General features: G+C 71.7%; 25 protein-coding genes. 14 read left to right on the forward strand and 11 right to left on the reverse strand.

What is annotated here, in order from left to right; all coding sequences use genetic code 11:
• The first annotated feature begins 123 nt into the window (after positions 1-123).
• Complete coding sequence (locus tag ACFYW5_RS21675) at positions 124-984, forward strand: helix-turn-helix domain-containing protein (protein ID WP_389418670.1); 861 nt, start codon at positions 124-126, stop codon at positions 982-984.
• The gene (locus ACFYW5_RS21680; RefSeq protein ID WP_389418671.1) at positions 985-1,239 is read left to right on the forward strand and encodes a DUF397 domain-containing protein; all 255 of its coding nucleotides are present in this window, start codon (positions 985-987) and stop codon (positions 1,237-1,239) included.
• 108 nt (positions 1,240-1,347) lie between these two features.
• Here the strand turns inward: ACFYW5_RS21680 and ACFYW5_RS21685 are convergent, their stop codons facing one another.
• A complete protein-coding gene (locus tag ACFYW5_RS21685) occupies positions 1,348-2,769 on the reverse strand; it encodes a PLP-dependent aminotransferase family protein (RefSeq protein WP_389418672.1) in 1,422 nt (473 codons plus the stop codon).
• Positions 2,770-2,815: 46 nt separating this feature from the next.
• Here ACFYW5_RS21685 and ACFYW5_RS21690 point away from each other — a divergent pair, with 46 nt between their 5' ends.
• Complete coding sequence (locus tag ACFYW5_RS21690) at positions 2,816-3,292, forward strand: carboxymuconolactone decarboxylase family protein (protein ID WP_389418673.1); 477 nt, start codon at positions 2,816-2,818, stop codon at positions 3,290-3,292.
• A gap of 181 nt (positions 3,293-3,473) precedes the next feature.
• On the opposite strand, the gene ACFYW5_RS21695 is transcribed toward ACFYW5_RS21690, so the two are convergent.
• The 3 genes from ACFYW5_RS21695 to ACFYW5_RS21705 all read right to left on the reverse strand — a co-directional run bounded on the left by ACFYW5_RS21695 (position 3,474) and on the right by ACFYW5_RS21705 (position 6,475).
• A complete protein-coding gene (locus ACFYW5_RS21695) occupies positions 3,474-4,961 on the reverse strand; it encodes a glutamate synthase subunit beta (protein WP_389418674.1) in 1,488 nt (495 codons plus the stop codon).
• Between the two features lie 111 nt (positions 4,962-5,072).
• Positions 5,073-5,552, reverse strand: coding sequence for a DUF1772 domain-containing protein (locus ACFYW5_RS21700; protein WP_389418675.1), 480 nt, complete (start codon positions 5,550-5,552; stop codon positions 5,073-5,075).
• 227 nt (positions 5,553-5,779) lie between these two features.
• Positions 5,780-6,475, reverse strand: a complete 696-nt coding sequence (locus ACFYW5_RS21705) for a DUF2293 domain-containing protein (protein WP_389418676.1) — start codon at positions 6,473-6,475, stop codon at positions 5,780-5,782.
• A gap of 60 nt (positions 6,476-6,535) precedes the next feature.
• Here ACFYW5_RS21705 and ACFYW5_RS21710 point away from each other — a divergent pair, with 60 nt between their 5' ends.
• Entirely contained in the window at positions 6,536-7,177 is a 642-nt protein-coding gene (locus ACFYW5_RS21710; protein WP_389418677.1) for a uridine kinase, read from the forward strand.
• Between the two features lie 248 nt (positions 7,178-7,425).
• Entirely contained in the window at positions 7,426-7,854 is a 429-nt protein-coding gene (locus ACFYW5_RS21715) for a CBS domain-containing protein (RefSeq protein WP_389418678.1), read from the forward strand.
• Between the two features lie 54 nt (positions 7,855-7,908).
• On the opposite strand, the gene ACFYW5_RS21720 is transcribed toward ACFYW5_RS21715, so the two are convergent.
• Positions 7,909-9,036 carry a magnesium and cobalt transport protein CorA gene (locus ACFYW5_RS21720; protein ID WP_389418679.1) on the reverse strand — a complete coding sequence of 376 codons (1,128 nt, stop codon included), beginning with the start codon at positions 9,034-9,036 and terminating at the stop codon, positions 7,909-7,911.
• 221 nt (positions 9,037-9,257) lie between these two features.
• On the opposite strand from ACFYW5_RS21720, the gene ACFYW5_RS21725 reads away from it, so the two are divergent.
• Positions 9,258-10,052, forward strand: coding sequence for a methyltransferase domain-containing protein (locus ACFYW5_RS21725; protein ID WP_389418680.1), 795 nt, complete (start codon positions 9,258-9,260; stop codon positions 10,050-10,052).
• Between the two features lie 80 nt (positions 10,053-10,132).
• Here the strand turns inward: ACFYW5_RS21725 and ACFYW5_RS21730 are convergent, their stop codons facing one another.
• Both ACFYW5_RS21730 and ACFYW5_RS21735 read right to left on the reverse strand, forming a co-directional pair.
• The gene (locus ACFYW5_RS21730) at positions 10,133-11,047 is read right to left on the reverse strand and encodes a carbohydrate kinase family protein (RefSeq protein ID WP_389418681.1); all 915 of its coding nucleotides are present in this window, start codon (positions 11,045-11,047) and stop codon (positions 10,133-10,135) included.
• Positions 11,044-11,952 carry a pseudouridine-5'-phosphate glycosidase gene (locus tag ACFYW5_RS21735; RefSeq protein ID WP_389418682.1) on the reverse strand — a complete coding sequence of 303 codons (909 nt, stop codon included), beginning with the start codon at positions 11,950-11,952 and terminating at the stop codon, positions 11,044-11,046. Before ACFYW5_RS21735 ends, ACFYW5_RS21730 begins: the two co-directional genes overlap by 4 nt.
• 100 nt (positions 11,953-12,052) lie before the next feature.
• Here ACFYW5_RS21735 and ACFYW5_RS21740 point away from each other — a divergent pair, with 100 nt between their 5' ends.
• A complete protein-coding gene (locus tag ACFYW5_RS21740; protein WP_389418683.1) occupies positions 12,053-12,481 on the forward strand; it encodes a VOC family protein in 429 nt (142 codons plus the stop codon).
• A 33-nt stretch (positions 12,482-12,514) separates the two neighbouring features.
• Here the strand turns inward: ACFYW5_RS21740 and ACFYW5_RS21745 are convergent, their stop codons facing one another.
• On the reverse strand, positions 12,515-13,069 hold the full coding sequence (locus tag ACFYW5_RS21745) for a methylated-DNA--[protein]-cysteine S-methyltransferase (protein WP_389418684.1): 555 nt from the start codon (positions 13,067-13,069) through the stop codon (positions 12,515-12,517).
• Positions 13,070-13,120: 51 nt separating this feature from the next.
• The gene (locus ACFYW5_RS21750; RefSeq protein ID WP_389418685.1) at positions 13,121-13,993 is read right to left on the reverse strand and encodes a glycerophosphodiester phosphodiesterase; all 873 of its coding nucleotides are present in this window, start codon (positions 13,991-13,993) and stop codon (positions 13,121-13,123) included.
• 278 nt (positions 13,994-14,271) lie between these two features.
• On the opposite strand from ACFYW5_RS21750, the gene ACFYW5_RS21755 reads away from it, so the two are divergent.
• From ACFYW5_RS21755 to ACFYW5_RS21780, 6 genes are all read left to right on the forward strand, one after another.
• Positions 14,272-15,138, forward strand: a complete 867-nt coding sequence (locus ACFYW5_RS21755) for an MHYT domain-containing protein (RefSeq protein WP_389418686.1) — start codon at positions 14,272-14,274, stop codon at positions 15,136-15,138.
• A 39-nt stretch (positions 15,139-15,177) separates the two neighbouring features.
• Entirely contained in the window at positions 15,178-17,310 is a 2,133-nt protein-coding gene (gene uvrB / locus ACFYW5_RS21760) for an excinuclease ABC subunit UvrB (protein ID WP_389418687.1), read from the forward strand.
• A gap of 151 nt (positions 17,311-17,461) precedes the next feature.
• A complete protein-coding gene (locus ACFYW5_RS21765) occupies positions 17,462-18,040 on the forward strand; it encodes a TerD family protein (protein ID WP_250070511.1) in 579 nt (192 codons plus the stop codon).
• A 58-nt stretch (positions 18,041-18,098) separates the two neighbouring features.
• On the forward strand, positions 18,099-20,096 hold the full coding sequence (locus tag ACFYW5_RS21770) for a TerD family protein (RefSeq protein ID WP_389418688.1): 1,998 nt from the start codon (positions 18,099-18,101) through the stop codon (positions 20,094-20,096).
• A gap of 253 nt (positions 20,097-20,349) precedes the next feature.
• Positions 20,350-21,351 carry a TerC family protein gene (locus ACFYW5_RS21775; protein ID WP_389418689.1) on the forward strand — a complete coding sequence of 334 codons (1,002 nt, stop codon included), beginning with the start codon at positions 20,350-20,352 and terminating at the stop codon, positions 21,349-21,351.
• A 174-nt stretch (positions 21,352-21,525) separates the two neighbouring features.
• A complete protein-coding gene (locus ACFYW5_RS21780) occupies positions 21,526-22,626 on the forward strand; it encodes a calcium:proton antiporter (protein WP_389418690.1) in 1,101 nt (366 codons plus the stop codon).
• Here ACFYW5_RS21780 and ACFYW5_RS21785 read toward each other — a convergent pair.
• Both ACFYW5_RS21785 and ACFYW5_RS21790 read right to left on the reverse strand, forming a co-directional pair.
• Positions 22,616-23,887: an MFS transporter gene (locus tag ACFYW5_RS21785; protein ID WP_389418691.1), complete on the reverse strand. Its 1,272-nt coding sequence runs from the start codon at positions 23,885-23,887 to the stop codon at positions 22,616-22,618. The genes ACFYW5_RS21780 and ACFYW5_RS21785 overlap by 11 nt on opposite strands.
• 89 nt (positions 23,888-23,976) lie before the next feature.
• Positions 23,977-25,023 (reverse strand): S66 peptidase family protein, encoded by a 1,047-nt coding sequence (locus ACFYW5_RS21790; RefSeq protein ID WP_389418692.1) that lies wholly within the window; start codon positions 25,021-25,023, stop codon positions 23,977-23,979.
• 104 nt (positions 25,024-25,127) lie between these two features.
• On the opposite strand from ACFYW5_RS21790, the gene aroQ reads away from it, so the two are divergent.
• Positions 25,128-25,601: a type II 3-dehydroquinate dehydratase gene (aroQ, locus tag ACFYW5_RS21795; RefSeq protein ID WP_389418693.1), complete on the forward strand. Its 474-nt coding sequence runs from the start codon at positions 25,128-25,130 to the stop codon at positions 25,599-25,601.
• The last annotated feature ends 262 nt before the right edge of the window (positions 25,602-25,863 follow it).

Here is a 25,863-nt window from a genome sequence, read left to right on the forward strand (position 1 = left end):
ACACTGCTCGCAACAGCATGTCGAGCGGCGCCAATTGGGATCGCCGGAGGTCTGTCCAGATCTTCGAATAGGTCTTCGAATGGCGCCGCAGGGCTGTCAGGATTCATTGGTGGAGGTGGGAGCGTGAGCGAGCCGCGGTCCGCGCCGACGGTCGGCCAGGTCGTCCTCGGCCGGCGCCTGCTGGACCTGCGGGAACGCGCCGGGCTCAAGCGTGAGGAGGCCGCCCGCGTCCTGCGTGTCGCCCCCGCCACCGTCCGCCGGATGGAGATGGCCGAGGTCGCCTTCAAGATCCCGTACCTCCAGCTGCTGCTGAAGGCCTACGGGGTCGGTGACGAGGAGGCCGCGGCCTTCGTGCAGCTCGCCGAGGACGCCAACAAACCCGGCTGGTGGCAGCGGTTCCACGACATCCTGCCGGGCTGGTTCTCGATGTACGTCAGCCTGGAGGGGGCCGCGAGCCTCATCCGGTCGTACGAGCCGCACTTCGTGCCCGGCCTGATGCAGACCGAGGACTACGCGCGCGGGGTGCTGCGCTCGGGCGCCATCGGCCAGACCAAGCCCGACGACATCGAACGCCATGTGGCGCTGCGCATGCAACGCCAGGATCTGCTCACCCGGCCCGACGCCCCCCGCATGTGGGCCGTCATGGACGAGACCGTGCTGCGCCGCCAGGTCGGCGGCCCGGAGGTGATGCGTGCCCAGATCGACCGGCTGCTCGAGATGACGAAGCTGCCCAACGTGACGCTGCAGGTCGCCCCGTTCGAGAGCGGGCCGCATCCGGGCACGTACGGGCCGTTCGTGCTGTTCCGATTTGCCATGTCAGAACTGCCGGACATGGTCTACAGCGAGTACCTGACCGGCGCCGTCTACCTGGACGCGCGCCCCGAGGTGGCGACCCACCTGGAGGTCATGGACCGCATGGCGGCGCAGGCCGCTACGGCGCATCGCACGAAGGAGATTCTCCGGGATCTCCGCAAGGAGCTGTGAATGGATCGCATCAAGCCGCGGATACCCGTCTACAACGGCATGCCCGCGCGGGAGTTGGGCAGCGAGGGCTGGCACAAGCCGTGGAGCGGCGGCAACGGCGGCAACTGCCTGGAGGCGATGAAGCTTGCCGACGGACGGATCGCCGTCCGTCAGTCGACCGACCCGGACGGGCCGGCGCTGATCTACACCACCGACGAGATGACGGCATTCATCGAAGGCGCCAAGGCGGGTGCGGCGGACTTCCTGATCTCCTGAGGCAGTTCCCTCATCGGGTGTGCCGGTTGCTTTTCTAAGACACTGAGTTGCTGTGCTGCATTGCTGACTGACGGAAAGAACAGCCTTTTCGGACATGCGGGAGGAGATTCACGGATCCGGAAACGCCGCGCAGAGGGCGTCCAGAGCCGCCGGGTAGGCGTGCTCGGAGGGCGTGGCGTAGCCGACGACCAGCCCGTCATGGGCCGGTACGGCGGCCTCCGCCGCTCCCGGATGCCGGAACGCGGCGAGCCCGTCGAGGGCCACGCCGAGCCGCCCGGCCCGCTCGACGGTGGCCGCCTCGGACCCCGGCGGCAGTCGCAGTACGGCGTGCAGTCCGGCCGCCACCCCGGTGACCTCGATGTGCGGCGCCCGAGCGGCGAGCGCCGCGACGAGCCGGTCCCGGCGGCTCCGGTACCGCTGCCGCATGCGCCGCACATGACGGTCGTAGGACCCCCGGGTGAGGAAGTCGGCGAGGCAGAGCTGGTCGAGCACGCTCGCCCAGGCCTCCCGCTCGCCCTTGGCCGCGAGCACGCCCTCGACGTACTCCCCGGGCAGCACCATCCAGCCCAGGCGGACCGCCGGGGACAGGCTCTTGCTGACCGACCCGATGAAGATCACCCGTTCCGGGTCGAGCCCCTGCACGGCGCCGACGGGCTTGCGGTCGTAGCGGAACTCCCCGTCGTAGTCGTCCTCCACGATTACCGCGCCACGCGCGCGTGCCCAGTCGATCACCGCGGCGCGGCGGTCGGCGTGCAGCGGCCCGCCGGTCGGGAACTGGTGCGCGGGCGTGAGCAGGACCCCGCGCTCGCGGGTGAGCCGATCGACCCGGGCGCCGTCCTCGTCGAGAGGCAGCGGCACGGTCCGCACCCCGGCACCGGTCAGCAGTTCCCGGTGGAAGGGCAGCCCGTACGCCTCCACGGCCAGCGGAGCCCGCAGCACGCGCCCTTCGACGAGGAGCCGCAGCGCGTGGGCGAAGCCGGAGCAGATCACGATCCGGTCCGGATCGCAGCGGACGCCACGCGCGCGTGCGAGGTACTCCGCCAGCGCTTCCCGCAGCTCGACCCGGCCGGCGGGATCGCCGGGCCCGAATACCTCGTTGGGCGCCTGCTGCACGGCCCGCCGGTAGGAGGCGAGCCAGTCCGCGCGCGGGAAGCCCGAAGCGTCCGGGGTGCCCTGGCGCAGGTCGTGGCGCGGGCCACGCGCGCGTAGAGGGGTCCTCGGCGGGGTTTTCACGGCATGTCGCGGCGGTTCGGCCCGTTCGGCGACCCGTGTGCCCGAGCCCTGACGGGCGGTGAGCCAGCCCTCGGCGACGAGCTCGGCGTACGCGTCGGCCACGGTGTTCCGGGCGACACCCAGGTCGGCGGCGAGCGAGCGGTACGGCGGGAGCCGGGTGCCGGGGGCGAGCCGGCCACCGCGTACGGCGTCGCGCAGGGCACGGGTGAGGGCGGCCCGTCTGCCGCCGGGGCCGGACAGCTCCAGATGCAGGTCGGCGCCGATCCGCTCGGAGGAATTGACCCATGATTCGGACACAAGAATGCACCCTACCGGGGGTCTTTCGAGGCCGTAGGTTGAAGGCATGACGACGAACACGCCGGTCAGCACCGAGACGCCCCGCATCAACTTCGCCCGGACCGCCCCGAAGGCCTTCCGCGCCCTCGTCGGGTTCGACGCCGCCGCTCGTGAGGGCCTGGACCCGACGCTCGTCGAGCTGGTCCAGATCCGTGCCTCGCTGCTCAACAACTGCGCGTACTGCCTGCACATGCACACCAACGACGCCCGCAAGGCCGGCGAGAGCGAGGACCGGCTGCACATGGTGGCGGTCTGGCGGGAGGCCCGGCACTTCTTCTCCGAGCGCGAGCAGGCGGCGCTGGCCCTGACGGAGGCGGTGACGCTGGTCGCCGAGGGCGGTGTCCCGGACGCCGTCTACGCCGAGGCCGCGGCCCACTTCGACGAGGAGGAGCTGGCCCGGGTGCTGGCCCTCATCTTCACGATCAACACCTGGAACCGCGTGGCGCTGGCCACGGCAAAGGTGGCGGGGACGGACGAGCGGTAGGCGCCTGCTCCCGATGCGGGGCCTGCGCGGCCTGGGGGCGGTCGTGCGGCGTCCGATGTGGGGCCTGTGCGGTCATCGGGCGGTTGTACGACGTCCGATGTGGGGCCTGCGCGGTCATCGGGCGGTCGTCGGATGTGGGGCCTGTGCGGCCATTGAGCGGTCGTACGGGGCCGGATGGGGTCTACACGGCCATCGGGCGGTCGTACGGGGAGATCGGCGCCGGCAGCCGCGAACTCCCGGTCAGATACCGGTCCACCGCCGCGGCCACCGCCCGCCCCTCCGCGATCGCCCACACGATCAGCGACTGGCCCCGGGCGGCGTCCCCGGCGGCGAACACCCCGGGGACGGCGGTGGCGAAGCCGACGTCCCGCGCGATCGTGCCGCGGGGCTCCAGCTCAAGACCCAGCTGCCCGATCAGCCCGTCCTCCCGGTCGGGCCCCGAGAAGCCGAGCGCGAGCAGGACCAGATCGGCCGGAATGGCCCGCCCGGTGCCCGGCACCGGCCGACGTCCCGAGTCGACCTCGACCAGGTGCAGGGACCGTACCCGCCCCTCCCCGTCCCCCGTGAAGCGGAGCGTTGACGCCGCGAACAGTCGCGCGTCCGCGTCCGCCGCCGGGGCGGTCCGCAGCTCCCCGGCCTCCTCGTGGGCCGCCGAGAGCCGGTAGATCCTCGGATACGTCGGCCAGGGCTCGGTGTCGTCGTCGCGCTCGGCGCCGGGCTGGGCGTAGATGTCGAGCTGGGTCACCGAGGCGGCGCCCTCCCGCACCGCCGTGCCCAGACAGTCGGCGCCGGTGTCCCCGCCGCCGACGATGACGACGTGCTTCCCGGCGGCGGACATCGGCGATGCCGGAAGGTCGCCCTCGCACACCCGGTTGGCCAGCGGCAGATACTCCATGGCCTGCTGGACTCCGGCCAACTCCCGTCCGGGCGCGTCCAGTTCACGCCACGCGGTCGCACCGGTGGCGATCACCACGGCGTCGTGGCGGGTGCGCACTTCGTCCGCCCCGATGTCCCGCCCGACCGCCGTGCAGGTACGGAACCTGGTCCCCTCGGCGCGCATCTGTTCGATACGGCGCTCCAGCCGGGCCTTCTCCATCTTGAACTCGGGGATGCCGTACCGCATCAGCCCGCCGATGCGGTCGTCCTTCTCGTACACGACGACCGTGTGCCCGGCCCGGGTCAGCTGCTGCGCCGCCGCGAGCCCTGTGGGCCCCGACCCGATCACCGCGACCGTCCGTCCCGACAGCCGGTCCGGCGGCCGGGGCGGGGCGAACCCCAGCTCCCAGGCGCGGTCGGCGATCGCGCACTCGACGTTCTTGATGGTGACCGCGGGCTGGTTGATGGCGAGTACGCACCCCGCCTCGCAGGGCGCCGGGCACAACCGGCCGGTGAACTCGGGGAAGTTGTTGGTGGCGTGCAGCCGGTCGGCGGCCGACCGCCAGTCCTCCCTCGACACCAGGTCGTTCCACTCCGGGATCAGATTGCCGAGCGGACAGGCGTCGTGGCAGAACGGGATCCCACAGTCCATGCACCGGTCGGCCTGCTTGCTGACGATGGGCAGCAGCGCGCCGGGGACGTACACCTCGTCCCAGTCCCGGACCCGCTCCTCGACCGGCCGGCGGGGCCAGTCCTGGCGGGGTGTGGTCATGAATCCCTTGGGATCGGCCATGGCCGTCTCCCTCGCGTGCGGAGCGGGGCCGTACGTCATCGGTCGGCACTCTTCCGGCCACGATACGTCTCGTCAGCCTCTTGCGCTTTCGCTGGCCCGTGGCGTTTTCGCTCAGGTGAGGGCCAGGACGTAGCAGACTGTGGCGGCGGCCGAGGCGACCGTGCGGACGTGGTTCCAGGCCGTCCACTCCCGCACGTACGCGGTCCAGTACGCGGCGGCCTCGCGGGTGCCCGCCTCCATCTTCACCAGCTCGTCATTGCGGGGCACGTTGGCGAGGACGGTCACCCCGAACGAGCCGAACAGATACAGGGCGCTGCCCAGCAGCAGCTCCACCGTCCCCTCGTCCGGCCACACCACGAACGTCACCACGGCGAGCACGGCGCACAGGGCCGCCGAGCCGATGAACACGGTCATGAAGGCGGGGGTCACCGCGGCCACGTTGATCGCCTGCATCGCCGCGACGCCCTGCGCGGGCGGCAGCGCGGCGAGCCCCTTCATCACGAAGGCGGAGAACGCGCAGAAGGCCCCGGCCACCAAGCCGGTCCCCAGCACGCCCAGCACGGTCAGTACGAAAAACGGTCCCTCGATCATGTGACGTCAACTCCCCAGTCCTGCCCGGGATCCTCCCCGGCACCGCCCGTCACCACAAGTGAAATCCGCCGCGCCGACGTATCCCATGGCCGAGCGCCGCGCGGGCATACGCGAGCGTCCAGATGGGGGCCGGGGTGGGCTACGGTCAGGTCTCGGGGCGCGACGGGCGGGTTTCCGGGTGGGCTGTCAGGGCTCTGGGCGGGCCGTCAGGGCTGTGGGTGGGCCGGTCAGCCCGCCTCCGCCGCCGGCTCGCGCCACTCCCTCAGTACGGTCTCCACCGCCGCCGCGATCCGCCGCCGGGCCTCGTGCCGCGGCACCCCGCTCATCAGCAACTGGTCGTACGGCGTGTCCGTGTGCCGCACGGACGCCACCACCGCCGAGGTCACCGCACCCTCGGACAGCGCCCGCCCCGCCGCACTCCGGCCCACCCGCCCGCTGCCCCGCACCGAGGCATGCGCGGCGGTCGCGGCCGCCCGCTCCGGCGGGCACCCCGGGAACAGCCGCCGGATCTCCGCCGCGAACGCCTCCGCGAACCGCCCGTCCTCGGCCTCCCTCCGCCGCGCGTCCCGCTGCCGTCGGCGCCGCCTCGCCTCGGCGTCCGCGAGGCACCACTCCTCGGCCCGGGCCAGCCCCGCCTCCTCCACGAGAACGCCCTGCCGCTCATAGCGCCCCTTGCGCCGGTTGAACCGCACCACCACCGCCGACAGGGCGCTCTCCTGCCGGGACCTGCGGGTCAGCGCGGTGTCGCCACGCGGCAGGAAGACCAGATGCCCGAGATCCGCGCAGTCGAGACACCGGGGCGTCCCGTCCTCCAGCACGAGCAGCGACAGCGGCCCGCCCCGGCACTCCGCGCAGTGCCGCCGCCGGAGCGGCTGGATCACGAGAAGTCCGCCGCGGTGCGGGGAAGTTGCCAGGTGCTCCATACGCGGTTCATTCCCCTCGACGTGCACTGACACCACCCTCCTCCCGGCCCCTGACGCATCATGGGCCCTGTGCGACTCGAAGCGATCACCTGGGAACGGCTCGGCGACCTGCTCGCCGACCGGCTGCTCGACCTGAAGCCCGCCGACGGCGCCCCCTGGCCGCGCATCGCCTTCGACGGCGCCCCCGCGGCCCGCCCGGGAGGCCTCGCGGAACGCGTCGCCGAAGCCCTGCGCACCCGCGGCCGCCCCTCGCTGGTCGTCGGCGCCGAGGGCTTTCTGCGCCCCGCCTCCCTCCGGTTGGAACACGGCCGCCGGGACGTGGAGGCCTACTACGACGGCTGGTTGGACACCGGCGCCCTGTGGCGTGAGGTCTTCGGCCCCCTCGAACCCGGTGGCGACGGCCGCGTCCTGCCCGACCTGTGGGACCCGGTCACCGACCGGGCCACCCGCAGCCCTTACGTCCACCTCCCGCCCGGTGGTGTGCTGTTGCTGCACGGCCCCCTGCTGCTGCGGCACTGGTTCCCCTTCGACCTCTCCGTCCACGTCCTCCTCTCCGCGGGCGCCCTGCGCCGCCGTACCCCCGAACCCGACCACTGGACCCTCCCCGCCTTCGCGCGCTACGAGGACGAGACCGCCCCGGCCGCCACCGCCGACGTCCTGGTCCGCGCCGACGACCCCCGGCACCCGGCCTGGAGCGGCTGATCGGCGGGCCCGCCCCCGGGCCGAGCGGCTGATCGCTGGGTGATCGGCGGACCCGGCACCCGGCCCGAGCGGTTGTTCGGCGGGTGATCGGCGGGCCCTGGCATCCGGCCCGAGCGGCTGATCGGCGGGCACCTCCCGGGTTCCGGCGGTGAAGGTGCGGGCGCTGTCCGGCGCGGCGAGAATGTGAGGCGCCGGGACTAGCGGTGCGCCCTGCGCCGCGCCGGCCGTCCGGCACAGGGAGGTACTCCATGACCACTGCCGGAGACATCATGCACCGCGGAGCCCAGTGGATCCCGGCGCACGAGACCCTGGACCGCGCCGCCCAGCTGATGCGCGACCTCGGCGTCGGAGCGCTGCCCATCAGCGACGCGAACGAACGCCTCTGCGGCATCCTCACCGACCGCGACATCGTCGTCGGCTGCGTGGCCATGGGGCACGACCCGGCCAAGGTCACCGCCGGCGAGATGGCCCAGGGCACCCCGCGCTGGATCGAGGCGGACGCCGACGTCGGCGAGGTGCTCCGGGAGATGCAGGAGCACCAGATCCGCAGGCTCCCCGTCATCGAGAACAAGCGCCTGGTGGGCATGATCAGCGAGGCCGACCTCGCCCGGCATCTGCCGGACGACCAGATCGGCGCCTGGGCCGAGAGCGTCTACGCCCGAACCCCCGCCCACTGAGGACCGTCCCTCGCACCCCCGGCCGGGCAACCGCGCCGGGGGTGTCGGCGCGCCCTACAGCCAGCCGTTGCGCCGGAACCCGCGGTGCAGCGTCAGACACGCCACGGCTATCACCCCTATGACCAGCGGGTAGCCGAACTGCCAGTGCAGCTCCGGCATGTGCTCGAAGTTCATGCCGTAGAGCCCGCAGACCATCGTCGGCACGGCGACCAGCGCGGCCCAGGCCGTGATCTTGCGCATGTCCTCGTTCTGCGCGACCGTGACCTGCGCGAGGTGCGCCTGGAGGATCGAGTTGAGCAGCTCGTCGAAGGAGGCGATCTGGTCCTTGACCCGCAGCAGGTGATCGGTGACGTCCCGGAAGTAAGCCTGTATCTCCGGGTCCACCACCCGTATCGGCCGGGTAGCGAGCTCCTCCAGCGGTCGCGCCAGCGGTGCCACCGCCCGCTTCAGTTCCAGCAGTTCACGCTTGAGCTGGTAGATCCGGCCAGGATCCACCCGGGCGCCGGCCTCCGCGAACACATCCGTCTCCACCTGGTCGAGGTCCCCCTGCACCGAGTCGGTGACGCTCAGATACTCGTCGACCACATGGTCCGCGATGGCGTGCAGCACCGCGGCCGGGCCCTTGGCCAGCTGCTCGGGCTCGGACTCCAGCCCTTCGCGCAGCGGGCCCAGTGAGCCGTGCCGCCCGTGCCGCACGGTGATCACGAAGTCATGACCGGTGAAGACCATGATCTCGCCGGTGTCCACCACTTCGCTGGTCGCCGTGAGCTCCTCGTGCTCGACATAGCAGACCGTCTTGAACACCGCGAACAGCGTCTCGTCGTAGCGCTCCAGCTTCGGACGCTGATGGGCCTCGATCGCGTCCTCGACGGCCAGTGGATGCAGCTCGAAGAGCTCGGCGACGTCCGCGAACTCCGATTCCGTCGGCTCGTGCAGACCGAGCCAGACGAAACCGTCGCCGTGCTTGCGCACCTGCTCCACGGTCTCGACCAGATCGCCGCCCCCCGGAACCCTCCGGCCCTCGCGATAGCTCACGCAGTTGACCACGGAGGAGCCCAGCGGGGAGCGAGCCGGGTGGCTCAGGTCGACGCGGCGCCGCCGCCGGGCCAGCCGCGCCACCTTGCGCAGGCCGCCGACCGGGCCGAGGCTCGTGACCTTCCGCAGATTTCCTGCCATGGACATCTGGATCTCCTTGCGTGCCGTGCGTGGATCTCCTCGCGCCGCTCTTCCCGCGCTGGTCGCGCCAGTCTGCCAGGTCGGCGTGAGAGCCGGGCGAGCCTGTGGGAGCATCGCATTCCGCTTGGTTCCCGGCTGTGGACAAAGCCGGTTCGGCCGGGTCGCGAACGGGGTCCGGGTGCGCGTCGCCCCCTCCGGACAAGAGGGGTAACTGGGATGATCCCGGCATGACGCGATCCGACGGGTACCTCCTGGACAACCGGCAGCGTGAAGCGGGCGAGCGCTTCGACGCCTTCGCCGCACTCTTCGATCCCACCACCTTCCGGCACTTCGAGTCCTTCGGCATCGGGTCCGGCTGGCGCTGCTGGGAGATCGGCGCGGGCGGCATCTCCGTGGTGTCGTGGCTGGCCAAGAAGGTCGGACCGACCGGACGGGTGGTGGCGACGGACATCGACACCTCGCGGGTCGCCGCGGCGGCCCGGCCGCCCGTCGAGGTGCGGGTCCACGACGTGGGAACCGAGCGGCCGCCCGGGGAGGGCTTCGATCTGGTGCATGCCCGGCTCGGCCTCGTTCATGTCCCCGACCGGGCAGGGGCGTTGCGGTCCATGGTCAGCGCCCTGCGGCCCGGCGGACGACTGCTGGTCGAGGACGCCGATCCCGCCCTGCAGCCCCTGGTCTGCCCCGACGAGTACGGCCCCGACCAGCAGCTGGCGAACCGTCTGCGGCAGGGCTTCCGCAAACTCCTCGCCGACCGCGGCGCCGACCTCTCCTACGGGCGCGGACTCCCGCGGCTGCTGCGCGAGGCGGGGCTGCAGCGGGTGCACGCCGACGCCTACTTCCCGCTGAGCTCTCCCGCCTGCGCGGCACTGGAGTCGGCCAGGATCCAGCATGTCCGCGAGCAGCTCGTCGCCGCGGGCTTCGCCACGGACGCGGAGGTCGACCGCCATCTGAGCAATGTCGCCTCGGGAGGGATGGACCTGGCCACGGCGCCGATGATCTCGGCGTGGGGGCGCAAGGGGTAAGGGGGAGGGGGAGTCGACGGCGTGGCCGGTGGCCGGGGTGCGGCGTGCCGGGTAAGCGACGCGGCACCCGGTCCGTGCCGTCAGTCCGTCCCCGGCGGTCTGCCGCCCACCCGCTCCACCGCCAGCGCCCCCGCCCGGCACCCCTCCCGCGCCGCCTCCTCCGGCTCGGCGCCCCGGATCAGGGCCGCCAGGAACGCGCCGGTGAAGGCGTCACCCGCCCCCGTGGTGTCGGTCGGCGTCGCAAGCGCCGCCGGTAGCCGGGCGCACACCGAGCCGGCCCGCGCCACCAGCGCCCCGCCCGCGCCCCGCTTGACGACGACGAGCGGGACATGGCGGCTCAACTTGGCCGCCGCGTCGGCCGCGTCGGGCAACCCCGTCAGCAGGCACGCCTCGTCACGGCTGGGCAGCAGCACGTCGACGCCGTCGACGAGCGACAGGAAGCGGTCCACGCCCAGCTCCACCAGGAACCCGGCCGAGGCCGGGTCCAGACTCACCGGCACACCCCGCGCGCGTGCCGACTCCAGGGCCGCCGCCACCAGCGCGCGGCTCGGTCCGGAGAACAGCAGGTAACCCGACAGGTGCAGCCGGGCGACCCCGTCGAGCAGCGCGTCCGACCAGTCGCCGGGCTCCAGCCGCAGCGAGGCGCCGCTGTCGGTCAGGAAGGTCCGCTCGGCCGCCGCGCCGGTGTCCACCAGGCAGATCACGGTTCCGGTCGGCGCGTCCGGGTCGACGACCAGCCGGGGCCGGACACCGCAGGCGGCCAGCTCCCGCTCGTGCCAGGCCGCCGCGTCCGCGCCCACCCGCCCGAGCAGCCGTACCTCCACGCCCGAGCGGTAGGCGGCCCAGCAGGCCACGTTGGCGCCCGCGCCGCCGGGCACCGTACGGATCACGGCGGCCGTGTCCGTGCCCGAGGCGAGCGTCCCCCGGTGCCGGGCGATCACGTCCGTGACGACGTCGCCGACGACCAGCAGGGCACCGTCCGGCACAGTCGTCATGCCCGGGCCCAGGCCGCCGCGATCCGCGCCGCCAGCCCTACGTTGCCGCGTACCGCCGCCAGATTGGCGTTGAGCGAGGCCCCGTCGGTGTGCCGGACCAGGTAATCGAGCAGGAACGGGGTGACCGCCTGACCGGTGACTCCCTCCTCCTCGCACGCGTGCAGCGCTTCGGCGAGCACACGTGCGTGCAGCTCGGGGTCCAGTTGCTCGGCCTCCGGGACGGGGTTGGCGACGATCAGCGCCGACTCCGGGCCGCCAAGGGCGTCCTGAGCGCGCATCACCTCCGCCGCCTCCTCGGGCGACCGCAGCGTCCAGTCCACAGGATGGCCCGAGTCCGACAGGTAGAAGCCGGGGAAGCGGTCCGTGCCGTACCCGGCCACCGCGACACCCAGCGTCTCCAGCCGCTGGAGCGTGGCCGGCACGTCCAGGATCGACTTCACGCCCGCGCAGACCACCGTGATGCGGGTGCGGGCCAGCAGGCCCAGGTCGGCCGACTCGTCCTGGGTCACCGTCCACTCCCGGTGCACCCCGCCGAGTCCGCCCGTCGCGAAGACCCGCACGCCCGCCAGGGCCGCCAGCAGGGCCGTCGCCGACACCGTGGTCGCCCCGCTCGCCCCGGCCGCCACCGCGAGCGGCAGATCGCGGTGGCCCAGCTTGCGGATCCCGTCCTCGTTGGCGACCCGTTCCAACTGCTCCTTGTCCAGGCCGACATGGGGGCGCCCGTCGAGCACGGCGACGGTCGCGGGCACGGCGCCCTCGCGCCGTACGACGTCCTCGAGCTCCAGGGCCACCTGGAGATTGCGCGGGCGGGGCAGCCCCTGCGCGATGATCGTGGACTCCAGGGCCACCACGGGTCGCCGCGCGTCGATCGCGTCCCGCACCTCTTCCGACACCACCAGCACCACGCGCCCGCCTCCTGTCCGTCGGTTCTCCCTCATCCCTGGCGGGCCCGGCGCCCGGTCAAACCACTTGCGGCCGGTGAGGGACGACACCAGCCTGGGACGCATGACCGACCACACCGCACGACTCGACCATGTCGTCCTCTGGGTGAGCGACCCGATCGGCTCGGCCGAGTTCTACGAGAAGACGCTCGGCACGGAGCCCGTACGACTCGCGGACTATGCCACCGGACAGGTGCCCTTCCCCTCGGTGCGGCTCAACGAGGAGACCATCCTCGACCTCATGCCGCTGGCCATGGCCGAACGCATGAAGATGCTCGCGGGAGCCGCGCAGAGCGCGGGCCACCCGGTCAACCACATCTGCGTCGCCCTCTCGGCGGACGCCTTCGACGCGCTCCTCGGCCGCCTTGAGGAGCACGAGGTCCCGGTCTCCGACGTCACCTTCGACTCCTTCGGCGCCCGCGGCCTGGCCAAGCGCAGCTTCTACTTCCGCGACCCGGACGGGAACGTCTTCGAGGCCCGGCACTACGACTAGCGGCCGGACGCACCGCACGCGGCGCCGAGGGGCTCAGAACAGCGGCTCGGGCAGTACACCTTCCAGGGCGAGCAGCTTCCGCTTGGTCTCCAGGCCACCCCCGAAGCCGCCGATGCCGCCGTCGCTCTCCACCACCCGGTGGCAGGGCACGACCACCGGCAGCGGATTGGCGCCCATCGCCATGCCGACCGCCTGCGCGGCGCCCGGCTGCCCGGCCCGCGCGGCCAGATCGCCGTAACCGACGACCGAGCCGTACGGCACACCGGCGGCCAGTTCGCGCAGCACCTGCCGGTGGAAACCAGAGATCAGCGACCAGTCCAGCGGCAGCTCGAAGTCATGGCGCTCGCCCGCGAAGTAGGCCGTCAGCTGGCGTATCGCCTCGGTGAGCAGAGGGGAGCCGGGCGCCTGGACCGGCTCGGCGCCCAGCCGGGACGCGAGCCGGTCCAGGGCCCTCTCGCGCACCGCGTCGGTGGCGTGGAAGACGACGCTGACCAGACCCTCGCGGGTCGCGGCCAGCAGCAGCGGACCGATGTCGGTGCCGACGACCGTCCATACGACCTGCCGCTCGTACTGCCCATGGCTGTCCATGTCTCCCACCGTACGGTCCGGCACTGACAACGCCGGGCTCCCTTCAGCCCGTCACCTGCCGCGCACCGCGTTCCGCACCACGTCCGGCTTGTTGGTGATGATGCCGTCGACGCCGTACCCGGCCACCCGCCGGGCGTTCACCGCGTCGTCGACGGTCCAGGTGAAGACCTCCAGCGGCTTGCCGTGCGCCCCGGTGAAGCCGTGCACGGCGGCGATGTAGCCCGTGGAGAGCGAGGTGTGGGAGGGGTTGATCTGGTCGGTGAACTCTGCGTACCGGGGCAGGTCCGCCACGGACGGTGTGCCGAGGAACCCGGTCTTCACCGCCGGCTTGAGCTCGTGGACGGTCCGCACGCTGTCGGCGCTGAAACTCTGCACGATCAGCCGGCCCAGGTGACGCCGGTCGAGCCAGCCCTCGGTGCCGAGCACCTTCAGGGTCTGCCGTTCGATGCCCGGGTACAGGCCGGGGTTCTTGATCTCCAGGAGCAGTTTCTGGCGGTGCCGTTCGACGCGGTCCATGTACTGCTCCAGCGTCGGCACGCGCGCGCCCGCGTATGCGGGGCCGAACCAGCTCCCGGCGTCCAGGCGGGCGATCTCGGCGGCCGTGAAGTCCTTCACCTTCCAGGGTGCCCGGCCGGGGAAGACCTCCTCCACGTCGGTCGTCCGCCGCAGGTTGTCGTCGTGGAGGACGACCAGCACGCCGTCCTTGGTGCGCTGGACGTCGTTCTCGACCCACCGGATGCCGAGCCGGGCCGCCGCGTCGACGGCGGCGAGGGTGTTCTCGGGCGCGTAGGCCGAGGCGCCCCGGTGGGCGAGGACGGTCGGCGGTGTGCCGGTGACGTCCGCGCGGGCGTCGGCGGGCGGCAGCAGGAAGGCGACGGTTCCCAGAAGCGCGGTGGTCGTGACGGCAACAACGCGCGCGGGCATGGGTACTCCTTTTGACGAGCGTCACGGACGGCTCCACTCTGACAGCAGCGCGTCAACATCAGGGGGTTGCAGAATGGCCATCGACTGAAGGGGTTGCCCAGGTCCGTTCACCACTGCCGCACAACTGGGGCAGGGCCGTGTTTCTTTGCCGGAAAGTCGTTCGACCATTCCGGTTGAGGTCATACTCTCTGCCTCGGCCCTGGCCGCTCGGGCGGTCCTGGGAGGGGGGCGGATATCAGCACATTCCGGGACGCAAGAGGGCGGAAGGACAGCCGCGCATGCAGGGCACGGTCGACGGATTCAGCTACGGCCTCGTCACACCGCTGGTGGCCTACGTCATGGCCTGCCTCGGCGGTGCCCTCGGCCTGCGCTGCACCACCAGAGCGATGCTCGTCACCCGCTCCTGGCGCCCCGGCTGGCTCGCCCTCGGCTCGGCGGCCATCGGGTCCGGCATCTGGACCATGCACTTCGTCGCGATGATGGGGTTCACGGTCCAGGAAACCCCGATCCACTACGACAGGCCGATGACGTTCGCGAGCCTCGCCGTCGCCGTCGTCATGGTCGGCATCGGGATCTTCATCGTCGGCTACCGGGGCGCGCGCGGCGCCGCCCTGTTCACCGGCGGCACCATCACCGGACTCGGCATCGCCTCCATGCACTACCTGGGCATGGCGGGCCTCCAGCTCAACGGCAAGCTGGAGTACAACACCCTCACCGTCGCCGCCTCGGTCGCCATAGCCATGGCCGCGGCCACCGCCGCCCTGTGGGCCGCCGGACAGGTCAGGGGCTTCCTGTGGAGCGTGGGCGCGAGCCTCGTCATGGGGCTCGCCGTGAGCGGCATGCACTACACCGGCATGGCCGCCCTCAGCGTCCATCTGCACACCGCCCAGGACACCACCACGGGCGACTCACCGGCGTCCCTGCTCGCGCCCATGATGATCGGCCCGCTCACCTTCCTGCTGCTGGCCGGAGTCGTGGTGATGGTCGACCCCCTGATGGTCATGGGCAAGCCCGCCCTGGCCCCCGTGGACGACAAGCCCGGCATCCCCGCCCACACCGCCGCCGCCCACACCGCCCGCCGGCCCCCGCTCCGCACGCGCCGCACCCTCGGCGGGAACCGCCCCCGCACCCCGCAGAACCGCTGATCGGGACGCGTTGTCAGTGGGGGGCCGTACGGTGGATGCATGCGGCCCGTTTCCAGCATCGAACGCACGGTGGCGCCCTTCGAGGTCGTCAGCTCCTACCAGCCCAGCGGCGACCAGCCGCAGGCCATCGCCGATCTCGCCCGGCGCATCAAGGCAGGTGAGAAGGACGTCGTCCTGCTCGGCGCGACCGGCACCGGCAAGTCCGCCACCACCGCGTGGATGATCGAGCAGCTCCAGCGCCCCACCCTGGTCATGGCGCCGAACAAGACCCTGGCCGCCCAGCTGGCCAACGAGTTCCGCGAGCTGCTGCCGAACAACGCCGTCGAGTACTTCGTCTCGTACTACGACTACTACCAGCCCGAGGCGTACGTCCCGCAGTCGGACACCTACATCGAGAAGGACTCCTCGATCAACGAGGAGGTCGAGCGACTGCGCCACTCCGCCACCAACTCGCTGCTCACCCGCCGCGATGTCGTCGTGGTCGCCTCGGTCTCCTGCATCTACGGCCTCGGCACCCCGCAGGAGTACGTGGACCGGATGGTCCCCCTCAAGGTCGGCGAGGAGATCGACCGCGACCAGCTGCTGCGCCGCTTCGTGGAGATCCAGTACACCCGCAACGACCTGGCCTTCAGCCGCGGCACCTTCCGCGTGCGCGGCGACACCATCGAGATCTTCCCGGTCTACGAGGAGCTGGCCGTCCGCATCGAGATGTTCGGCGACGAGATCGAGGCGCTGTCCACCCTGCACCCGCTCACCGGCGAGATCATCAGCGACGACCAGCAGCTGTACGTCTTCCCGGCCTCGCACTACGTCGCCGGCCTCGAGCGCATGGAGCGGGCCGTCAACGACATCGAGAAGGAGCTGGCGGAGCGCCTCGCCGAGATGGAGAAGCAGGGCAAGCTGCTGGAGGCCCAGCGCCTGCGCATGCGCACCACCTACGACCTCGAGATGCTCCGCCAGATCGGCACCTGCTCCGGTGTCGAGAACTACTCGATGCACTTCGACGGCCGCCTGCCCGGCTCCCCGCCCAACACCCTGCTCGACTACTTCCCGGACGACTTCCTGCTCGTCATCGACGAGTCCCATGTGACCGTGCCGCAGATCGGCGCGATGTACGAGGGCGACGCCTCCCGCAAGCGCACCCTGGTGGACCACGGCTTCCGGCTGCCCTCCGCCCTGGACAACCGCCCGCTGAAGTGGGAGGAGTTCCAGGAGCGCATCGGGCAGACGGTCTATCTGTCGGCGACCCCGGGCCAGTACGAGCTCTCGCGCTCCGACGGCGCCGTGGAGCAGATCATCCGCCCCACCGGCCTGATCGACCCCGAGGTCGTGGTCAAGTCCACCGAGGGTCAGATCGACGACCTGGTGCACGAGATCCGCAAGCGCACCGAGAAGGACGAGCGGGTCCTGGTCACCACGCTCACCAAGAAGATGGCCGAGGACCTCACCGACTACTTCCTCGAACTCGGCATCCAGGTGCGCTATCTGCACAGCGACGTCGACACCCTGCGCCGCGTGGAACTGCTGCGCGAGCTGCGCGCCGGTGAGTACGACGTGCTGGTCGGCATCAACCTCCTGCGCGAGGGCCTGGACCTGCCCGAAGTCTCCCTGGTGGCCATCCTCGACGCGGACAAGGAGGGCTTCCTTCGCTCGGGCACCTCCCTCATCCAGACCATCGGCCGCGCCGCGCGCAATGTCTCTGGCCAGGTCCACATGTACGCCGACAAGATCACCCCGGCGATGGAGAAGGCCATCGACGAGACCAACCGCCGCCGGGAGAAGCAGATCGCGTACAACAAGGCCCGGGGCATCGACCCGCAGCCGCTGCGCAAGAAGATCAACGACATCGTCGCGCAGATCGCCCGCGAGGACGTCGACACCGAGCAGCTGCTCGGCTCCGGCTACCGCAAGACCAAGGACGGCAAGGGCGCCAAGGCGCCGGTGCCCGCGCTCGGCGGCAAGGCAGCCAAGGGCGGCGCGAAGGGCAAGGCCAAGCAGACGGCGCCCACCGACCGGCCCGCCGCCGAGCTCACCGAGCAGATCGAGGAGATGACCGCGCGGATGCGCGCCGCCGCGGCCGACCTCCAGTTCGAGATCGCGGCCCGGCTGCGCGACGAGGTCTCCGAGATGAAGAAGGAACTGCGCCAGATGAAGGAGGCGGGCCTGGCCTGAAGGGACACCGGGGACCGCGCGGGCGCGCGAGTGTTGCAAGACCGACACAAAGTGCGGCCCTGGGTACGGCACTGTCAGTGCCCCTGCGTAGGGTTCTCGTCATCCGCGGACTCCGCGGCAACAGGGGACAGTTCGAGAGGGGAATCAGCGCGTGACCGTCAACATGACCAAGGGTCAGGCCATCAGTCTGCAGAAGAACGACGGCGGCAGCCTGACCGCGGTGCGCATGGGTCTCGGCTGGCAGGCGGCCCCCCGGCGCGGCCTGTTCGGCTCGCGCACCCGGGAGGTCGACCTCGATGCCTCCGCCGTTCTGTTCGCCGACAAGCAGCCGGTCGACGTGGTCTTCTTCCGTCACCTGGTGAGCGACGACGGCTCGGTCCGGCACACCGGTGACAACCTGGTCGGCGGTGTCGGCCAGGGCGGCGACGACGAGGCGATCCTCGTCGACCTGCAGCGCATCCCGGTCCACATCGACCAGATCGTCTTCACCGTGAACTCCTTCACGGGCCAGACGTTCCAGGAGGTGCAGAACGCGTTCTGCCGCATCGTCGACGAGACCAACGGCCAGGAGCTGGCCCGCTACACCCTCGCCGGCGGTGGTGCCTACACCGCGCAGATCATGGCGAAGGTGCACCGCAACGGCCCGGGCTGGACGATGACCGCCATCGGTACGCCGGCCAACGGCCGTACCTTCCAGGACCTGATGCCGGCGATCCTGCCGCACCTGTAGGCCCACCGGGCGAGCAGCACACACCACCAGAGATCAGCGACACAGGGGGACTAAGGCGATGACGGCCGAGCTGGTGCGGGGGCAGAACCACCCGCTTCCCCAGTCCCGTCTCGAGATCCGGGTCTCGGCCGGCGCGCCGGTCGTGGCGGGCGCCACGCTCAGCGACGAGAACGGCAAGGTCCAGGGCAGCGAGTGGGTGGCCCATCCGGGCGCGCCCACCCTGCCGGGCCTGGAGGTCTCCCGGCAGGCGGCGGCCGACCATCGCCTCGCGGTGGACCTGGACGCCGTGCCGGAGGCCGTGCACCGGGTCAGTGTGCTGCTCGCCCTGCCCACCGGCGTGGGGGGCCCGGTCCGCTTCGGCGCGGTCGCCGCCCCCTTCGTCGCGGTCACCGGCCTCGACGGCTCCGAGGTGGCCAGCTACACCATCACCGGACTGGACGCCGAGTCGGCCGTCGTCGCCCTGGAGCTCTACCGCCGCCAGGGCGCCTGGAAGGTGCGTGCCATCGGCCAGGGCTACGCGGGCGGCCTCGCCGAACTCCTCGCCGACCAGAACCTGCCCGAGGCGGGTCTGCTGGCCGGCGGCATCAACGACGCGGTGGCCCAGGGCGTGGCCCGCTCGGTCCAGGCCCCCCTCCAGGGCGACCGCTCCCGGCAGCCGGCGGCCCCGGCCGTCGGCCCCGACCCGGGCGGCACCGCGCCCACCTCGCCGTACGCCACCCAGGGCGGCCCGGCCGTACCGCCGACGCCCGCCACCTCGCCGTACGGCGGACAGCCGCCGCAGCACACCCCCGCGGCCGGCTACCCATCCGCGCCCGCCGACCCGCCCGCCACCGGCGGCATCAACTACAGCCACCCGGGCCGGCAGAGCACCGCCCCGCCGCCGCCCGCCCCGCCCGCGCCCCCGGCCCGGCCGGGCCGGCCCGGGCAGCCCGTCGCGGGCGACGCCACCGGCTGGTCCATGGAGGAGCGGCTCTACAACCAGGTCTGGGGGATGTTCGAGGACCTGGCCCGTTCGACGGCCGCGTACCGCAGCGCCGTCGACTTCGCCGACTCGCGCATGGAGAAGGAGCTCGACCAGGTCCTGTCCGACCCGCGCAGCCGGATCGGCGGCCAGGGCGACGCGGCGCGCGAGGCGGCCCAGGCCAAGCACGCCCAGCTCGTGGACCAGGCCAGGGCCACCCTCGACCGGGACCTCGCCCAGCTCACCGCCGAGTCCGACGTCGTCGAGCCCGCCCTGCCGGCGGCGTACGCCCGCTGGGACAACCCCGTCTGGCACGCCTACCGGGTGCCGATGGAGACGCCCATGGCACTGCGCCTGGGCGATCTGCACCTGCCCGAGAGCGACCCGCTGCGCATACCGATGCTGGTCCGGCTGCCGCTGGAGCGCGGTCTGTGGATCGACAGCGGAGCGTCCGGGTCGCTCGACGACGCCTTCCACGACTCCCACGACCTGCGTCGGCTCGCGCTGGAGACGGCCGTGGCCCACGCGGCCCGGCTGCTCGCCGTCTACCCGGCGGGGGACTTCACGGTCCATGTGATCGACCCGGCCGGTTCCGGCGCCCAGGCGCTCGCCCCGCTGGTGCAGACCGGCGTGCTCGCGGCGCCGCCCGCCGTGGGGGCGGCGGGGGTGACGGAGGTCCTCGGCAAGCTCACCCAGCGCGTGGACCTGGTGCAGATGGCGGTGCGCGGCGGTGCGTCCGAGTCGCTGCCGCCCGGCTTCGACACCGCCGAGCAGCTGCTGATCGTCCATGACTTCCCGCACGGCTTCGACGACCGCGCCGTGAACCAGCTGCGCTACCTCGCGGACGAGGGGCCGTCCGTCGGCGTCCACCTGATGATGGTCGCCGACCGCGAGGAGGCCTCCGCATACGGGCCGCTGCTGGACCCGTTGTGGCGTTCGCTGCTGCGACTGACCCCGGTGGCCGAGGACCATCTCGCCGACCCCTGGGTGGGCCACGCTTGGACCTACGAGCCCCCGCTCGTGCCGCCCGGCAGTCAGGTGCTCCAGCAGGTGCTCACCCAAGTGGCGGCAGCGCGCCGTTCTTGGAACCGATGAGCTGATCCAGGCTTTACAAAGCAACCGTAAAGCCACGCTGACCTGGCTTTTTGGGTCTTCCTTTACTTCCCCCTTTACCAATCCTTGGTGATTGGGTACTCTCGTTGGTGCGGAGGGGAGTACTCCCTGACTACTGCGGCGTCCCGTCAATACGGATCAGGCCAGATCCCGGGGCGTCGGCCCGTGCGCGGGTGGAAGAGACCTCCGGCAGCGACGACGCTGACATTTGCCGTTACGTACTGCCGGAGGCGCAGTGGATGTTTCCCTGACCCTGTGGGTCCTGACGATCGTGGGCCTTGGCGCCCTCATCGCGGTCGACTTCTTCATCGGCCGCAAGCCGCACGACGTGTCCATCAAGGAAGCCGGGATCTGGACCGCCGTCTGGATCATCCTGGCCGGTCTCTTCGGCCTCGGCCTGCTGATCTTCGGCGGCGGCCAGCCCGCCGGTGAGTTCTTCGCCGGCTTCATCACCGAGAAGTCGCTGAGCGTCGACAACCTCTTCGTCTTCGTCCTGATCATGGCGAAGTTCGCCGTGCCCTCGCAGTACCAGCAGCGAGTGCTCCTCATCGGTGTGCTGATAGCGCTGGTACTGCGCGCGATCTTCATCGCCGCCGGTGCCGCGATCCTCGCCAGCTTCTCCTGGGTGTTCTACCTCTTCGGAGCCTTCCTGATCTGGACCGCCTGGAAGCTCATCCAGGAGGCCCGGGCCGACGCCGACGACGAGGAGTACGAGGAGAACAAGATCCTCAAGGCCGCCGAGCGCCGCTTCGGAGTCGCCGACCGCTACCACGGCACCAAGCTGTGGATCCAGGAGAACGGCAAGCGGGTCATGACCCCGATGCTGGTCGTGATGCTCGCGATCGGTACGACGGACGTCCTGTTCGCCCTGGACTCCATCCCCGCGATCTTCGGCCTGACCCAGGACCCGTACATCGTCTTCACCGCCAACGCCTTCGCCCTGATGGGTCTGCGGCAGCTGTACTTCCTGATCGGTGGCCTGCTCAAGAAGCTGGTCCACCTCAGCTACGGCCTGTCGATCATCCTCGGCTTCATCGGCGTGAAGCTGGTGCTGCACGCGCTGCACGAGTCCGGGGTGCACGTCCCGGAGATCAGCATTCCGGTCTCGCTGGGCGTGATCTGCTCCGTCCTGATCGTCACCACGATCACCAGCCTCCGTGCTTCCAAGAAGCAGGCGGCGGCCGAGGCGGCGCAGAAGGGGAGCGAGGGCGCTTCGAAGGACAGCATCGAGGCCTGACGGCTTCGGGCGTAGAAGCAACCATCACCGGGAGGGGTGCGCGGCGATTGCCGAGCATCCCTCCCGGTGCTTTGCGTCGTTCGGATACCGCGACACCCAGCAGCCCCGGCCCAGGAGCACGGACCCCGGCACGACCGACATGCGGCGCCCGTCCGCCTTTGCGACGATCACTGCATGATCGCTCGGCTCAGGTCGCTCGCCACCCGGTGGACGTCCGTCGTGCCGGTGCTCGCGGTGATCCTGCTGGTCCTCACCTGGGGCCGGGACCTGCCGGGCGCGGTCGTCGCGCTGGTGACCGTGGTGCTCGCCGGAGCCGTACTCGCCGCCGTCCACCACGCCGAGGTCGTCGCCCACCGGGTGGGCGAACCCTTCGGTTCCCTGGTTCTCGCCGTCGCGGTGACGGTCATCGAGGTCGCCCTGATCGTCACCCTGATGGCGGACGGCGGCAGCAAGGGCGCGACGCTGGCCCGGGACACGGTCTTCGCCGCCGTGATGATCACCTGCAACGGCATCGTCGGCCTGTGCCTCCTGGTCGCCTCCCTGCGCCACGGCATCGCGGTCTTCAACCCCGAGGGCACCGGCGCGGCCCTGGCGACCGTCGCCACCCTGGCCACCCTCAGCCTGGTCCTGCCGACCTTCACCACCAGCCAGCCGGGCCCGGAGTTTTCCAGCCTCCAGCTGACCTTCGCCGCGCTCTCCTCGCTCGTCCTGTACGGCCTGTTCGTGGCGACCCAGACCGTGCGGCACCGCGACTACTTCCTGCCCATCACCCGGCACGGCGAAGTGATCACCGCGGACGACCACGCCGACGCGCCCTCCGCCCGCACCGCGCTGATCAGCCTGGGCCTGCTGGGTCTGGCCCTGATCGGCGTCGTCGGACTGGCCAAGGCGGTGTCGCCCACCATCGAGGCCGGGGTGGAGTCGGCCGGCCTCGGGCCCGCCGTCGTCGGTGTGATCATCGCCCTGCTGGTGCTGCTGCCGGAGACGATCGCCGCGGTGCGCTCCGCCCGCCGTGACCGGGTGCAGACCAGCCTGAACCTCGCGCTCGGCTCGGCGATGGCCAGCATCGGCCTGACCATCCCCGCGGTCGCCCTGGCGACGATCTGGCTCTCCGGCCCGCTCGTCCTCGGTTTGGGCGCCACCCATATGGTGCTGCTCGCCCTGACGGTCGTGGTGAGCTCCCTGACCGTGGTGCCGGGGCGCGCCACGCCCCTCCAGGGCGGGGTGCACCTGGTGATCTTCGCCGCCTACCTGGAACTCGCGATCAATCCATGACCGGCGCCGGCGCCATCACCCGCGCCGGGCGCGTCTCCGGCAGCAGCGCGAAGCAGCCCAGACTGACCAGCGCGATCCCGGTCAGATACGCCCCCACCCCCCACGGCACCCGCCCGCCCTGCTCGGCCAGCGCGGTCGCCGCGATCGGAGTGAGCGCGCCGCCCAGGACCCCGCCGAGGTTGTAGCCGACCGCGGCGCCCGTGCAGCGCACCCGCGGCTCGTACAGCTCCGGCAGATAGGCGGCGATGACGGCGAACATCGTGATGAACGCCAGCATCGCCCCGAGGAAGCCGAGGAACATCAGCAGCGGCGCGCCGGTGGCGAGCAGCGCGACCATGGGGAACATCCACACCGCGGCCGCCGCGCACCCGGCCAGACACATCGGCCGCCGCCCGTACCGGTCCCCGAGCAGCGCCGCCACCGGGGTGAGCGACCCCTTCACCAGCACCGCGCCCATGATGCAGACCAGCATCACCGTACGGCTGACCCCGAGCCGTTCCGTCCCGTAGGCGAGGGACCAGGTCGTCACCGCGTAGAAGATCGCGTACCCGACCGCCAGGGCGCCGGCCGTCAGCAGGACGAGCCGCCAGTGGTCGCGCACCACCTCGGCGAGCGGCATGCGCGCGTGGTCGTCGATCTTCAGGAACTGCGGGCTCTCGGTGAGCGACGACCTGAGCCACAGCCCCGCCACGGCCAGCACCCCCGCCGCCCAGAACGGCACCCGCCAACCCCAGGCGGCGAACTGCGCCTCGGACAGGGTCGCCGCCAGCGCCAGCGTCACCCCGTTCGCGAGCAGAAAGCCGACCGCCGGGCCCACCTGCGGAAAGCTCGACCACAGCCCGCGCCGCTCGGCGGGCGCGTGCTCCGCGGTCAGCAGGACGGCCCCGCCCCACTCCCCGCCGAGCCCGAGCCCCTGCAGAAAGCGCAGCACCAGCAGCAGTACGGGCGCGGCCACCCCGATCGTGTCGTACGTCGGCACACAGCCGACCGCGACCGTGGAGGCGCCGGTCAGCAGCAGGGAGGCGACGAGGACCGGCCGCCGGCCGTGCCGGTCCCCGATGTGCCCGAACAGCACCGAGCCCAGCGGCCGGGCGAAGAACCCCACCCCGAACGTCCCGAACGCGGCCAGGGTTCCCGCCACCGGCGAGAAGGTGGGGAAGAACAGCGGCCCCAGAACCAGCGCGGCGGCGGTCCCGTAGACGAAGAAGTCGTAGAACTCGATGGCGGTCCCGGCGAGCGAGGCTGCCGCGAGCCGGAGCATGGAGGGCGCCCTTACGGTGCGTACATCGTGCATGCCGCGTCAACTACCCACGGTGACGGAGGGTTACGGGGAGGCAGGAGCGCCGGGCCTCAGTACGTGACGGTGATGCGCCGGGCCGGTCCGTCGACGCGGACCAGACCGCCGTAGGGGATCACCAGCTGCGGATCGGTGTGCCCGAAATCCACGTCGAAGACGATGGTGGTGGTGGGGGCATACACCTCCACGGCGCGCTGGACGGCCTCGCGCTGCTCCTCGGCGTAACGGGCCGCCTCCCGCGGAGCGTTGGGGCGCTCGAAGGACCAGGTCCGCGCGCGGCCCATCAGCAGCGCGGAGAAGCGCTGGAGAAGGCCGCGCTCGCCCATGGCGCGCAGGGTGCGGAAGACCTCGGCGCCGCTCGGCAGCTCCTCCGAGGTCTCCAGGAGCAGCACGCCGCCGTCGAACTCGGCGAGGTCGCGCGGGATCTCCCGGTCGGCCATCAGCAGCCAGGCGAGGATCTCCAGACAGCCGCCCCAACTGCGGCCCTCCACCACACGGTCGGCGTTCACCCACGTCCAGTCGGCGGCGGGCCGCATCTCCGGCTCGGCGTCGAAGGTGGCGGGGTCGGCCCAGTCGCCGTTGATGTCGTTCCAGCGCTCGGCGGGCCGCAGTTCATAGGCCCCGGAGGTGAACAGCGCCGCGCGCAGGGAGTCGGCGGTCTGCGGGTGCATGGCGCCGGGGCGGCCCAGCTCGCACATCACGGACCCGCCGTGATAGCTGACGATGCCGGTGGCGCGCAGGAAGGCGAGGAGGTTGGTGTTGTCGCTCATCCCGAAGAACGGCTTGGGGTTGGCGCGGATCAAGTCCCGGTCCAGGAAGGAGAGCACGGTGATCTGGTCGTCGCCGCCGATGGACGCGATGACCGCCTTGATGTCCGGGTCGGCGAAGGCGGCGTGGATGTCGGCGGCCCGCTCCTGGGGCGACGAGCCCATCCGGCGGGTCGCCGGGTACTCCACCGGTTCCAGGCCGTACTCCTCGCGCAGCCGCTCCAGGCCCAGTTCGAAGGGGCGCGGGAAGAGGCCGGGCAGGCCGCTCGAGGGGGAGATGACGGCGATGCGGTCGCCGGGGGAGGGCTTGGCGGGATACGAGATCGTCGTCATGCCGGGCAGCGTACGGGCCGTCGCCGCGCCCGCGCACCGTGATAAACCGGGTCTGAGCAGCGGTCCCCCCGAGGCCGCTGGACCCCGAACGGACCGGAGGAACCGTGCCCCGCACCCTGGCCAACGCCCCGATCATGATCCTCAACGGCCCCAACCTGAACCTGCTCGGCCAGCGTCAGCCCGAGATCTACGGCTCCGACACCCTCGCCGACGTCGAGGCGATGTGCGCCAAGGCGGCGGCCGCGCACGGCGGGACGGTGGACTTCCGCCAGTCCAACCACGAGGGCGAGCTGGTCGACTGGATCCACGAGGCGCGGCTGGACCACTGCGGGATCGTCATCAACCCGGCCGCCTACTCGCATACGTCGGTCGCGATCCTGGACGCGCTCAACACCTGTGACGGGATGCCGGTGTTGGAGGTCCACATCTCCAACATCCACCAGCGCGAGTCCTTCCGCCACCACTCCTATGTCTCGGCGCGCGCCGACGGGGTGATCGCGGGATGCGGTGTGCAGGGGTACGTCTTCGGCGTCGAGCGGGTCGCGGCGCTGGTGGGGGCGGCACAGGCCACGGCGTAAATGCCCCACCGCATAACCGGCCACGGTGTAACAGGCGCTGCCCATGGACGCGCGCCCCTTACCGGCGCCCGAGCCGGGCCGCCGGTCGAGGGCGGGGAAAGAGACCGGCGGCCCGTACCGCGCAGGAGCCGTCATCCTGAGCGGGCCGCTTCCAGTGGACCGCGCAAGGGCGTGCGCCGGGAGCGCGCGCAGTACGCGGATGCGTGCGAAGGCTTCACACGGGGCGCGCGCAGGAGAGACCGCGCCCCGCGCGTACCCGCCG

This window comes from Streptomyces sp. NPDC002779 (assembly GCF_042888685.1).
Taxonomy (GTDB): domain Bacteria; phylum Actinomycetota; class Actinomycetes; order Streptomycetales; family Streptomycetaceae; genus Streptomyces.

What these genes read in the sequence shown, in the direction of transcription:
- ACFYW5_RS21680 (WP_389418671.1), top strand. Translation starts at nt 985, where the DNA reads ATGGATCGCATCAAGCCGCGGATACCCGTCTACAACGGCATGCCCGCG.
- ACFYW5_RS21690 (WP_389418673.1), top strand. Translation starts at nt 2,816, where the DNA reads ATGACGACGAACACGCCGGTCAGCACCGAGACGCCCCGCATCAACTTC.
- ACFYW5_RS21695 (WP_389418674.1), bottom strand. Translation starts at nt 4,961, where the DNA reads ATGGCCGATCCCAAGGGATTCATGACCACACCCCGCCAGGACTGGCCC.
- ACFYW5_RS21700 (WP_389418675.1), bottom strand. Translation starts at nt 5,552, where the DNA reads ATGATCGAGGGACCGTTTTTCGTACTGACCGTGCTGGGCGTGCTGGGG.
- ACFYW5_RS21705 (WP_389418676.1), bottom strand. Translation starts at nt 6,475, where the DNA reads ATGGAGCACCTGGCAACTTCCCCGCACCGCGGCGGACTTCTCGTGATC.
- ACFYW5_RS21710 (WP_389418677.1), top strand. Translation starts at nt 6,536, where the DNA reads ATGGGCCCTGTGCGACTCGAAGCGATCACCTGGGAACGGCTCGGCGAC.
- ACFYW5_RS21715 (WP_389418678.1), top strand. Translation starts at nt 7,426, where the DNA reads ATGACCACTGCCGGAGACATCATGCACCGCGGAGCCCAGTGGATCCCG.
- ACFYW5_RS21720 (WP_389418679.1), bottom strand. Translation starts at nt 9,036, where the DNA reads ATGTCCATGGCAGGAAATCTGCGGAAGGTCACGAGCCTCGGCCCGGTC.
- ACFYW5_RS21725 (WP_389418680.1), top strand. Translation starts at nt 9,258, where the DNA reads ATGACGCGATCCGACGGGTACCTCCTGGACAACCGGCAGCGTGAAGCG.
- ACFYW5_RS21730 (WP_389418681.1), bottom strand. Translation starts at nt 11,047, where the DNA reads ATGACGACTGTGCCGGACGGTGCCCTGCTGGTCGTCGGCGACGTCGTC.
- ACFYW5_RS21740 (WP_389418683.1), top strand. Translation starts at nt 12,053, where the DNA reads ATGACCGACCACACCGCACGACTCGACCATGTCGTCCTCTGGGTGAGC.
- ACFYW5_RS21745 (WP_389418684.1), bottom strand. Translation starts at nt 13,069, where the DNA reads ATGGACAGCCATGGGCAGTACGAGCGGCAGGTCGTATGGACGGTCGTC.
- ACFYW5_RS21750 (WP_389418685.1), bottom strand. Translation starts at nt 13,993, where the DNA reads ATGCCCGCGCGCGTTGTTGCCGTCACGACCACCGCGCTTCTGGGAACC.
- ACFYW5_RS21755 (WP_389418686.1), top strand. Translation starts at nt 14,272, where the DNA reads ATGCAGGGCACGGTCGACGGATTCAGCTACGGCCTCGTCACACCGCTG.
- uvrB (WP_389418687.1), top strand. Translation starts at nt 15,178, where the DNA reads ATGCGGCCCGTTTCCAGCATCGAACGCACGGTGGCGCCCTTCGAGGTC.
- ACFYW5_RS21770 (WP_389418688.1), top strand. Translation starts at nt 18,099, where the DNA reads ATGACGGCCGAGCTGGTGCGGGGGCAGAACCACCCGCTTCCCCAGTCC.
- ACFYW5_RS21780 (WP_389418690.1), top strand. Translation starts at nt 21,526, where the DNA reads ATGATCGCTCGGCTCAGGTCGCTCGCCACCCGGTGGACGTCCGTCGTG.
- ACFYW5_RS21785 (WP_389418691.1), bottom strand. Translation starts at nt 23,887, where the DNA reads ATGCTCCGGCTCGCGGCAGCCTCGCTCGCCGGGACCGCCATCGAGTTC.
- ACFYW5_RS21790 (WP_389418692.1), bottom strand. Translation starts at nt 25,023, where the DNA reads ATGACGACGATCTCGTATCCCGCCAAGCCCTCCCCCGGCGACCGCATC.